Origin of the sequence: Delftia sp. K82 (assembly GCF_002193035.1) — a bacterium.
Taxonomy (GTDB): Bacteria; Pseudomonadota; Gammaproteobacteria; order Burkholderiales; family Burkholderiaceae_C; genus Comamonas; species Comamonas acidovorans.
Genome location: NZ_MYFL01000003.1, coordinates 403,715 through 414,066, shown reverse-complemented (window position 1 = coordinate 414,066; position 10,352 = coordinate 403,715). Strand labels below are relative to the sequence as shown.

The 10,352-nt window shown below is 68.5% G+C and carries 9 protein-coding genes; 4 read left to right on the top strand and 5 right to left on the bottom strand.

The genetic code is table 11. The features are described 5' to 3' along the window. Positions 1–99: 99 nt before the first annotated feature. From KDK82_RS18750 to KDK82_RS18735, 4 genes are all read right to left on the bottom strand, one after another. Complete coding sequence (locus KDK82_RS18750; protein WP_013804448.1) at positions 100–915, bottom strand: carbohydrate ABC transporter permease; 816 nt, start codon at positions 913–915, stop codon at positions 100–102. Positions 916–990: 75 nt separating this feature from the next. Further along, positions 991–1,884, bottom strand: a complete 894-nt coding sequence (locus KDK82_RS18745) for a carbohydrate ABC transporter permease (RefSeq protein WP_012202959.1) — start codon at positions 1,882–1,884, stop codon at positions 991–993. Beyond that, on the bottom strand, positions 1,881–2,963 hold the full coding sequence (locus tag KDK82_RS18740) for an ABC transporter ATP-binding protein (RefSeq protein WP_088165879.1): 1,083 nt from the start codon (positions 2,961–2,963) through the stop codon (positions 1,881–1,883). The genes KDK82_RS18745 and KDK82_RS18740 overlap by 4 nt, the downstream gene beginning before the upstream one ends. Before the next feature lies 1 nt (position 2,964). Then, positions 2,965–4,044 (bottom strand): ABC transporter ATP-binding protein, encoded by a 1,080-nt coding sequence (locus tag KDK82_RS18735; protein ID WP_088165878.1) that lies wholly within the window; start codon positions 4,042–4,044, stop codon positions 2,965–2,967. 270 nt (positions 4,045–4,314) lie between these two features. Here KDK82_RS18735 and KDK82_RS18730 point away from each other — a divergent pair, with 270 nt between their 5' ends. From KDK82_RS18730 to KDK82_RS18720, 3 genes are all read left to right on the top strand, one after another. Beyond that, entirely contained in the window at positions 4,315–5,079 is a 765-nt protein-coding gene (locus KDK82_RS18730; RefSeq protein ID WP_012202956.1) for a DeoR/GlpR family DNA-binding transcription regulator, read from the top strand. Between the two features lie 73 nt (positions 5,080–5,152). After that, positions 5,153–6,649, top strand: a complete 1,497-nt coding sequence (glpK, locus tag KDK82_RS18725) for a glycerol kinase GlpK (protein ID WP_012202955.1) — start codon at positions 5,153–5,155, stop codon at positions 6,647–6,649. Beyond that, complete coding sequence (locus tag KDK82_RS18720) at positions 6,618–7,823, top strand: esterase-like activity of phytase family protein (protein WP_179217939.1); 1,206 nt, start codon at positions 6,618–6,620, stop codon at positions 7,821–7,823. Before glpK ends, KDK82_RS18720 begins: the two co-directional genes overlap by 32 nt. A gap of 7 nt (positions 7,824–7,830) precedes the next feature. Here the strand turns inward: KDK82_RS18720 and KDK82_RS18715 are convergent, their stop codons facing one another. Beyond that, entirely contained in the window at positions 7,831–8,526 is a 696-nt protein-coding gene (locus KDK82_RS18715; protein ID WP_065345993.1) for a GntR family transcriptional regulator, read from the bottom strand. Between the two features lie 96 nt (positions 8,527–8,622). On the opposite strand from KDK82_RS18715, the gene KDK82_RS18710 reads away from it, so the two are divergent. After that, complete coding sequence (locus KDK82_RS18710) at positions 8,623–10,320, top strand: thiamine pyrophosphate-binding protein (RefSeq protein ID WP_088165877.1); 1,698 nt, start codon at positions 8,623–8,625, stop codon at positions 10,318–10,320. The last annotated feature ends 32 nt before the right edge of the window (positions 10,321–10,352 follow it).

The following is a 10,352-nucleotide window of genomic DNA, read 5'->3' as shown; positions in this document are numbered from 1 at the left end:
GACACCGAGGAAGGGCCGCCCCGCCCCGAGGGTGTCGTCCCCCTCCCCCGCGGAAGCGGGTAGAGAGGGGGAAGGCGCGCAAGCGCCTCAGGGGGTGCCTCACACTCTTCCCATTGCGAACCCCTTGGCGATGTAATGCCGCACGAACCAGATCACGATGGCGCCCGGCACGATGGTCAGCACGCCGGCCGCCGCCAGCGTCGCCCAGTCCATGCCCGAGGCCGAGACGGTGCGCGTCATGGTCGCCACAATGGGCTTGGCATTCACGCTGGTCAGCGTGCGCGCCAGCAGCAGCTCCACCCAGCTGAACATGAAGCAGAAGAAGGCCGCCACGCCCACGCCGGCCTTGATCAGCGGCAGGAAGATGGTGAGGAAAAAGCGCGGGAAGGAGTAGCCGTCGATATAGGCTGTCTCGTCGATCTCGCGCGGGATGCCGCTCATGAAGCCCTCCAGGATCCAGACGGCCAGCGGCACATTGAACAGCAGGTGGGCCAGGGCCACGGCGATGTGCGTGTCCATCAGGCCCACCGTGGTGTAGAGCTGGAAGAAGGGCAGCAGGAAGACGGCCGGTGGCGTCATGCGGTTGGTCAGCAGCCAGAAGAACACATGCTTGTCGCCCAGGAACTGGTAGCGCGAGAACGCATAGGCCGCCGGCAGCGCCACCGTGAGCGAGATCACGGTGTTGATGGCCACGTAGATCAGGCTGTTGATGTAGCCCGAATACCAGGAGGCGTCGGTGAAGATGGTTTGGTAGTTGGCCCAGGTGAAATGCTGGGGCCACAGCGAGAAGCTCGACAGGATCTCCTCGTTGGTCTTGAAGCTCATGTTGACCATCCAGTAGATGGGCAGCACGGCGAACAGCAGGTAGGCGACGAGGAACAGCGTGCGCTTGTGGAAACGGCGGTCTTCAGTCATGTCCGGCCTCCCGCAGGGCCATCCCAAGGGAGGCCGAGCCCCCTCGGGGTGCAGCGAACGAAGGGAGCGTGGGTGTCATTCTCTTGCTCCTTCTTTGTCTGCCGTGCCCACGCGCTGCATCCAGTTGTAGAGGATGAAGCACAGCAGCAGGATGATGAGGAAATAGATCAGCGAGAAGGCAGCCGCCGGCCCCAGGTCGAACTGGCCCACGGCCTTTTGCGTCAGGTACTGCGACAGGAAGGTGGTCGCATTGCCGGGCCCGCCGCCCGTGAGCACGAAGGGCTCGGTATAGATCATGAAGCTGTCCATGAAGCGCAGCAGCACGGCAATCATCAGCACGCCGCGCATCTTGGGCAGCTGGATGTAGCGGAACACCGCGAACTTGCTGGCGCCGTCGATGCGAGCGGCTTGGTAGTAGGCGTCGGGAATGGAGCGCAGGCCCGCGTAGCACAGCAGGGCCACCAGCGGCGTCCAGTGCCAGACATCCATGACCAGCACGGTGAGCCAGGCATGGGTGGCATTGCCCGTGTAGTTGTAGTCCACGCCCAGCGCGTTGAGCGCCGCGCCCAGCAGTCCGATATCGGCGCGGCCGTAGATCTGCCAGATGGTGCCGACCACGTTCCACGGAATCAGCAGCGACAGCGAGACCACGACCAGCACGGCCGAGGCCTTCCAGCCCTGGGCCGGCATGGACAGGGCCAGGGCGATGCCCAGCGGAATCTCCACCAGCAGCACGGCCAGCGAAAAGCCGATCTGGCGCAGGAGGGCCGAGTGCAGTTCCTCGTCGCGCATGACCTGGGCAAACCACTCCGTGCCCACGAACACGCGCCGGTCGGGACTGATGATGTCCTGCACCGAGTAGTTCACCACCGTCATCAGCGGGATGATGGCCGAGAAGGCCACGCAGATGATGACCGGCAGGATCAGCAGCCAGGCCTTCTGGTTGACGGGCTTGACGGTCTGGCTCATGCCTGCAGCTCCTCGTTGACGTAGTAGCAGGTGTGGGGGCCCTGCAACTGTACCCATACCGTTTCACCCACGGCGGGCAGGAAGGCATCGGCACCGCAGCGCAGCTTGAGCAGCCGCTCGCCCAGGCGCGCCACCAGCAGCTGGTGCGTGCCCACGTCCTGCACGCGCTCCACCGAACAGGCCACGGCGCCGGGCGCGTCCGCCGAGGCCAGCGCCAGGTACTCGGGGCGTATGCCCAGGCTCAGGGGCAGGCCGGGCGCCACGCTGGCCAGTGCGGCGGGCAGGGGCAGGTACTGGCCCTCGGCCAGCAGCCGGCCGCCGTCCTGCTGCAGCGGCACGAAGTTCATGCCCGGCGAGCCGATGAAGTGGCCGACGAAGGCGTGGCTGGGCCGCTCGAAAAGCTGGGCGGGCGTGCCCACCTGCACGGCGCGCCCGCGCGTCATGACCACAACGTGCTCGGCAAAGGTCAGGGCCTCCACCTGGTCGTGCGTCACATAGATCAGCGTGAGCCGCAGCTCATGGTGGATCTGCTTGAGCTTGCGGCGCAGTTGCCACTTGAGCTGGGGATCGATCACCGTGAGCGGCTCGTCGAACAGCACGGCCGAAACATCGGGCCGCACCAGGCCCCGGCCCAGCGAGATCTTCTGCTTGGCATCGGCCGACAGGCCGGCCGCGCGCTGGTCGAGCTGGCCGCTCATCTCCAGCATCTCGGCGATCTGGCCGACCCGCGCGCGGATGCGCTCCTCGGGCATGCGGCGGTTCTTCAGCGGAAAGGCCAGGTTCTCGGCCACGGTCATGGTGTCGTAGATCACCGGGAACTGGAACACCTGGGCGATGTTGCGTTCCTGGGGCGTGGCGCGCGTCATGTCGCGGCCGTCGAACAGCACCTTGCCCTGCGAGGGGACCAGCAGGCCCGACATGATGTTGAGCATGGTGGTCTTGCCGCAGCCCGAGGGGCCGAGCAGCGCATAGGCGCCGCCGTCCTCGAAGACCATGCTCAGCGGCAGCAGCGCGTAGTCGCTGTCCTGCTGCGGGTTCGGCTTGTAGGAGTGGGCCAGATCGAGTTCTATGCGGGCCATCTCATCGTCCTCCGGGCCGCGCCGGCGCCAGCAGCAGCGCGCCGTCCGTGCCGAACACGTAGGCATGGGCCGGGTCCAGGTGCAGCGTGACCGCGCTGCCCAGATCCAGGTGGTGCACGCCCGTGACCTGGGCCACCAGCTCGCCCCAGGGCGTGGTGGCATGCACGAAGGTGTCGGAGCCCGAAATCTCGGCCAGTTCCACCACGCCCTGCAGTGCCAGATCGCCGGGCCGGGACTGCAGGCGCAGGGCGCTGGCGCGCAGGCCCAGGGTCAGTGGGCCGGACACGGCCAGGTCCGCAGCCAGCGCCACGGGCAGCCGCGCGCCGCCCGGCAGTTGCAGCCCGCCCGCCACGGCACTGGCCGCGATCAGGTTCATGGGCGGATCACTGAAGGCGCGCGCCACGCGCAGCGAATTCGGCTGATGGAAGACCTCGGCCGTGGGGCCGTACTGCAGCAGTTCGCCCTCATGCAGCACAGCCGTGTAGCCACCCAGCAGCAGGGCCTCGCCGGGCTCGGTGGTGGCATAGACCACGGTGGAGTCGCCTGTGGCGAACAGCTGGGTCAGTTCCTCGCGCAGTTCCTCGCGCAGCTTGTAGTCGAGGTTGACCAGGGGCTCGTCCAGCAGCATCAGCGGAGCGCCCTTGGCCAGGGCGCGCGCCAGCGCCACGCGCTGCTGCTGGCCGCCCGACAGCTCGGCCGGGTAGCGGTCCAGGAACATGTCGATGTGCAGCCGCTCGGCCAGGGCACGCACGCGCTGCGCCACGTCGCGGTCGCCGCGCAGCTTGAGCGGCGAGGCGATGTTGTCCGCCACCGTGAGCGAGGGATAGTTGATGAATTGCTGGTAGACCATGGCCACGTTGCGCTCGCGCACGGGCATGCCGGTCACATCGACGCCATCGGCGCGCACACGGCCTTCGGTGGGCACGTCCAGGCCGGCCATGATGCGCATCAGGCTGGTCTTGCCGGCCTGCGTGGCACCCAGCAGCACGGTCACCGCGCCGCTTTCCAGTTCAAGGTGCATGGGGTGCAGCCAAGTCTGGCCGCCCACGCGTTTGCTGATTCTCTCCAACACCAGTTCCACGACCGCCCTCACTGACGAGGCCGCCTCGGGGGCAGCGATTGAACAAGGAGAAACATCTCGCTCAAGGCGGCGATTGCGCGCCATCCGAAAGCAAGAACGTGATCATTTTTGTTCTTTCCAGATCGCAGCCCATCAACACATACCCTAGGTGCTGTTCTTTTTTCTTCGTTTTAAAGTTCCCCAACCCACGGCCGGCCAGGGGCAAATGCGCTATAAACCGGTCGCCCCGCCTTGTTTGCCTGAGAACGCACCAGATCTGGAATCGCCGCCGTGAACACCAATCCCCGACAACTACAGCTGCTCGACGAAGTGCGCAGCCGCCAGTCCACTTCGGTGGAGCAGCTGGCCGAGATCCTGGGCGTGACCCTGCAGACCGTGCGCCGCGACATACAGAAGCTGGCCGATGCGGGCCTGATGGTGCGCTTTCACGGCGGCGTGCGCGTGCCCAGCGCCACGGTGGAGAACCTGGGCCACACCCAGCGCCAGGTGCTGCATGCCGAAGGCAAGTCGCGCATTGCGCGCGCCGTGGCCGAGGCCATTCCCAACGGCTGCTCGCTGATCCTGAACATCGGCACCACCACCGAGGCCGTGGCCCAGGCCCTGCTCAAGCACCGGGGCCTGCGCGTGATCACCAACAACCTCAACGTGGCGGCCATCCTCAGCTCCAACGCGGACTGCGAAGTCATCGTGGCCGGCGGCGTGGTGCGCACGCGCGATCGGGGCATCGTGGGCGAGGCGGCCGTGGACTTCATCCGCCAGTTCAAGGTGGACATCGCCCTGATCGGCATCTCGGCCATCGAGCCCGATGGCAGCCTGCGCGACTTCGACATGCGCGAGGTCAAGGTGGCCCAGACCATCATTGCCCAGTCGCGCGAAGTCTGGCTGGCCGCCGACCACAGCAAGTTCCACCGCCAGGCCATGGTGGAGCTGGCACGCCTGGACCAGATCGACCGCCTGTTCACCGATACCGCGCCCCCCGCCCCGTTCGATGCCCTTCTGCGCGAAGCAGAAGTGCAATGCGTGGTGGCGCAGTAAGTTTTCCGCAGCCGCTGCGCCACCGCCCGCACAGGACACGCGCACCGGCCCTGCTTTTCCTGGATACCGCACCATGACCTATCTGCTTGCCCTGGACCAGGGCACCTCCAGCTCGCGCAGCATCGTCTTCGACACCCAGGGCCGCATCGTGGCCTCGGCCCAGCTGGAGCTGCCGCAGATCTATCCGCGCCCCGGCTGGGTCGAGCACGATCCGCGCGAGATCTGGCGCACCCAGCTGGCCACGGCGCGCGAGGCCCTGGCCAAGGCCGGGCTGGCGGCGGCCGACATCCGCGCCCTGGGCATCACCAACCAGCGCGAGACCACCGTGGTCTGGAACCGCGCCACGGGCCAGCCCATACACCACGCCATCGTCTGGCAGGACCGCCGCGCCGAGCCGCTGTGCGCCCAGCTGCGCGAGGCCGGCCATGCCGACACCATCCAGCGCAAGACCGGCCTGCTGATCGACGCCTATTTCTCGGGGACCAAGCTGCGCTGGATCCTGGACAACGTCAATGGCGCGCGCGCCGCCGCCGAGCGCGGCGAACTGGCCTTCGGCACCGTGGACAGCTGGCTGATCTGGCAGCTCACGGGCGGACGCCGCCATGTGACCGATGTTTCCAACGCCAGCCGCACCATGCTGTTCAACGTCCACACCAACCAGTGGGACGACGATCTGCTGGCGCTGCTGGAGATTCCGCGCGCGCTGATGCCCGAGGTGCTGCCTTCCGCCGCCGATTTCGGCCGCACGGCAGCCGAGGTGCTGGGCGGCGAGATCGCCATCGGCGGCGTGGCCGGCGACCAGCAAAGCGCCCTCTTCGGCCAGGCCTGCTTTTCGGCCGGCATGGCCAAGAACACCTATGGCACGGGCTGCTTCATGCTCATGCACACGGGCGGCGTGTTCCAGACCTCTGCCAACGGCCTGCTGACCACCGCTGCGGCACAGCCCACCGCTGCGCCGGCCTATGCGCTGGAAGGCAGCGTCTTCGTGGGCGGCGCCGTGGTCCAGTGGCTGCGCGACGGACTGCGCGCCATCGAGCACAGCGGCCAGGTGCAGCAACTGGCCGAGAGCGTGCCCGACTCGGGCGGCGTGATGATGGTGCCGGCCTTCACAGGACTGGGCGCCCCCTACTGGAAGCCCGATGCCCGCGGCACCATCACGGGCCTGACGCGCGGCACCACCATTGCCCACATCGCGCGGGCTGCGCTTGAATCCATCGCTTTCCAGAGCGCCGCCCTGCTGCTGGCCATGAGCCGCGACGCGGTGGCCAGCGGCGGCGCGCCGGTCAGCGAACTGCGCGTGGACGGCGGCGCCTGCGTCAACAACCTGCTCATGCAGTTCCAGGCCGACCTGCTGGGCATTCCCGTCGTGCGCCCGGCCTGCGTGGAGACCACGGCCCTGGGCGCTGCCTACCTGGCGGGCCTGTCCTCGGGCGTGTACCAGAGCACCGAGGAACTGTCGGCACTGTGGAAGGCCGAGCGCCGCTTCGTGCCCACGCTGGACAAGCACCGCGCCGACGAGCTGATGGCGCGCTGGGAGCATGCGGTGGCCCAGACCGCGCTGGCGGCCTGACAACGGGCTCACGGCCTTGTTCAAGGCGGCCAGCCTGGTGCTTTCCGGCCTGCTGCTGGCCGGCTGCGCCGCGCCGCCCCAGGCCCTGCCGTCCCCGCAGCCCACGGCATGCTCGCGCCTGCAATGGCTGGGCAGCACCACGATTGCGCGCGAGGAGCCCATCCATGGCGCCACCACCGGCGGCATCTCGGGCCTGGACTACGACGCGCGGCGCGGCGACTACGTGGCCATCAGCGATGACCGCTCGGCGCGCGGCCCCGCGCGCTGGATGCGCCTGCGCATAGAGCCGCTGGACGCCGGCCAGCGCGCCGGCCCCAACCCCTGGCAGGCGCAGGTCACCGAAGTGCACCCGCTGCTGGATACCGAGGGCCGCTGGCTGCGCCCGCCCCATGCCGCGCCCGCCACCCAGCCCGTGCCCGACCCCGAAGCCATCCGCCTGCTGCCGGACGGCGGCCTGCTGTGGACCGACGAAGGCGACCCGGGCCGGGGCTTTGGCACCTCGCTGGTGAGGACCGACGCCACGGGCCGCCAGATTGCGCAGTGGTTCTACGCATTCAAGGACGAGGACGGCAGGCCGGGCCTGCGCTCGAACTTCGGCTTCGAGGGGCTGGCCGTGACGCCGGACGGCCAACAGGCCTGGCTGGCCCTGGAGGCGCCGCTGCGCCAGGACGGCCCGCGCGCCAGCGCCGCCACTGCAGGCGCGCCCGTGCGCATCAGCCTCGTCAGCCTGGACGACGGCCGGCTGCTGCGCCAGATCGCCTACCAGCCCGATGCCGTGCCGGCCGCCAGCTGGGCCCTGCCCCAGCGCGAGGTCAACGGCATCAGCGAAATCCTGCCGGACGGGCCCGACCATCTGCTGGTGCTGGAGCGCTCCTACAGCCCGGGCCACGGCTTTAGCGCGCGGCTGTACCGCATCGGCCTGGATGCGCCTGACACGCTGGCCCTGGCCAGCTTCGCGCAAACGCCGCCACAAGTGGCGGTCAAGCAACTGGTGGCCGATCTGTCCACCGTGCAGCCCGGCCGGCTGGACAACATGGAAGCCATGTCCTGGGGCCCGCCGCTGCCCGATGGCACGCGCGTGCTGGTGTTCGCCAGCGACGACAACTTCAACCCGGCGCAGGCCAACCAGATCCTGATCACCGCCTACCGGACCTCGCCGCCCTGCGCACCCTGAAGGCGCTTCAGGGCGTGGCCTGCACCTGCTCCTGCGGCAGGTAAATGCGCGTCAGCCCGCGCGCAATGGCCTCCACGATCTGCTCGCGCCGCAGGCCGATGTGCTCGGCCATCAGGCGCTCGCTGGCCTGGGCGTCGCGCGCGCGCAAGGCCTGCAGGATTTCCAGGTGCTCGTGCTGGGTGGAGGCGCGCCCCACGCTCTCCATGTCGATCCAGCGGATGAAGCGGATGCGCTCGTTCAGGCTCGCCAGCATGCGACGCAGCTCGGCGTTGCCGGCCATGTCGGCAATGCGCAGATGGAATCCCTCGTCCAGGTCCACCAGTTGCCGGATCGGCGTATCGGAGGCCACGCGCTGGCTCTGCTCCAGATAGGCCAGGGCCTCGTCGAGCTGGGCATCGGTGGCACGCTCCACGGCCAGCCGCACGCATTCGCGCTCCACGGCCACGCGGGCCTCGTACAGGTCCAGCGACTCCTTCACGTCCAGCTCGCGCCGCATGTAGCCGCGGCTGGCCGGCAGCAAAAAGCCATCGGCCACCAGCCGCGTCAGCGCCTCGCGCACGGGCGTGCGGCTCACGCCCAGGCGCAGCGCCAGTTCGCTCTCGCTCAGGCGCTCGCCTGGCTTGAACTCGTAGGAGATGGCCATGTCACGCAGCGTGCTGTAGACGCTGGAGCCCCGTTCATGGCGGATGTTGGAGATTTTCATGGCGCCATTGTGCCCTTTGGCGCTGCGCATTCTTTTAAGTATACTGAAATGGATTCTTAAAAATCCCGTCACCCAACCTGCCTGGAGACTCCCGACATGACCACCGCTTTCAATGGTGCCGACGCCATGGTCCGCATGCTGCAGCTCAATGGCGTCAAGCACATCTTCGGCCTGTGCGGCGACACCAGCCTGCCCTTCTACGACGCCATGGCGCGGCTGGACCACGGCATGGACCACATCCTCACGCGGGACGAGCGCAGCGCCGGCTACATGGCCGACGCCTATGCGCGCGTCACTGGCAAGGTGGGCGTGTGCGAAGGCCCCAGCGGCGGCGGTGCCACCTACCTGCTGCCCGGCCTGGCCGAGGCCAATGAGTCCTCGGTGCCCGTGCTGGGCATCACCTCGGACGTTTCCGTGGGTGCGCGCGGCAAGTTCCCGCTGACCGAACTCGACCAGCAGGCGCTGTACAGGCCGCTGACCAAGTGGAATACCACCATCGACCGCGTGGACCAGATTCCGCACGCCGTGCGCAGCGCCTTTCGCGCCATGACCACGGGCCGGCCCGGCGCCACCCATATCTGCCTGCCCTATGACGTGCAAAAGCACACGCTGGACCCGGCCGATGTCTGGGCCCAGCCAGGGCATGACCACTATCCGGCCTACCGGTCCGCGCCCGATCCGGCGGCCGTGGCCGAGGCTGCCGACCGCCTGGTGGCGGCCCGCTGCCCCGTGCTGATCTGCGGCGGCGGCGTGCTGATCGCAGGCGCCAGCGCCGCACTGGATGCGCTGGCCACCCTGCTCAACGCGCCCGTGTGTTCCAGCGTCAGCGGCCAGGGCAGCCTGGCGGGCAGCCATCCGCTCAATGCCGGCGTGGTGGGCACCAATGGCGGCGTCGAGGCCACGCGCGCCGTGGTGGCGCAGGCGGACTTGGTGATGTTCATCGGCGCCCGTGCCGGCTCCACCACCACCGAGCACTGGCAGATGCCCTCGCGCAAGGTGACCATCGTCCATCTGGACGTGGACGCCATGACCATAGGCACCAACTACCGCACCGACGTGGCCCTGGTGGGCGACGCCCTGCTGGGCCTGCAGGCGCTGCACGCGGCCGTGCAGCAACGCATCTCCCGCCGCCCCGCCGATGCCGCGGACGGCGCCACGCTGGCGGCCACCGCGCGCGCCGCCAAGCAGGCCTTCTTCGCGCCGCTGGCCGCCTCGCTGGACCGGCCCATCAAGCCCGAGCGCGTGGTGGACACGCTCAACCGCCTGCTGCCCGCGCGCGCCATCGTGGTGGCCGACCCCGGCACGCCCTGCCCCTACTTCACGGCCTATTTCGACGCGCCCCAGGCCGGCCGGCACTTCATCACCAATCGTGCGCACGGGGCGCTGGGCTTTGCCATGTCCGCCGGCTTTGGCGCCGCCATCGGCCAGCCCGGTTCCGTGGTGGTCGCGGTCATGGGCGACGGCAGCTTCGGCTTCACCTGCGGCGAGCTGGAAACCATCGTGCGCCGCAATGTGCCGCTGAAGATGATCGTGTTCTCCAACAGCGTGTTCGGCTGGATCAAGGCCAGCCAGAAGTCCGGCTACGATGAACGCTACTTTTCAGTCGACTTCAACCGCACCCACCATGCCCGCGTGGCCGAGGCCTTCGGCGTCAAGGCCTGGCAGGTGCATGACCCGGCAGATCTCGAAGCCGCGCTCAAGGCCGCGCTGATGCACGACGGCCCGGCGCTGGTGGATGTGATCTCGCAAGAGCTCCAGGACACGGCCGTGCCGGTGAGCCAGTGGATGGGTTGACGCCAGCCCCACGCATAGATTCCCGATTTCCT

Bases quoted from the DNA above. Each gene is read 5' to 3' on its own strand.
- KDK82_RS18750 (WP_013804448.1), bottom strand. From the start codon at position 915: ATGACTGAAGACCGCCGTTTCCACAAGCGCACGCTGTTCCTCGTCGCC.
- KDK82_RS18745 (WP_012202959.1), bottom strand. From the start codon at position 1,884: ATGAGCCAGACCGTCAAGCCCGTCAACCAGAAGGCCTGGCTGCTGATC.
- KDK82_RS18740 (WP_088165879.1), bottom strand. From the start codon at position 2,963: ATGGCCCGCATAGAACTCGATCTGGCCCACTCCTACAAGCCGAACCCG.
- glpK (WP_012202955.1), top strand. From the start codon at position 5,153: ATGACCTATCTGCTTGCCCTGGACCAGGGCACCTCCAGCTCGCGCAGC.
- KDK82_RS18720 (WP_179217939.1), top strand. From the start codon at position 6,618: ATGCGGTGGCCCAGACCGCGCTGGCGGCCTGACAACGGGCTCACGGCC.
- KDK82_RS18715 (WP_065345993.1), bottom strand. From the start codon at position 8,526: ATGAAAATCTCCAACATCCGCCATGAACGGGGCTCCAGCGTCTACAGC.
- KDK82_RS18710 (WP_088165877.1), top strand. From the start codon at position 8,623: ATGACCACCGCTTTCAATGGTGCCGACGCCATGGTCCGCATGCTGCAG.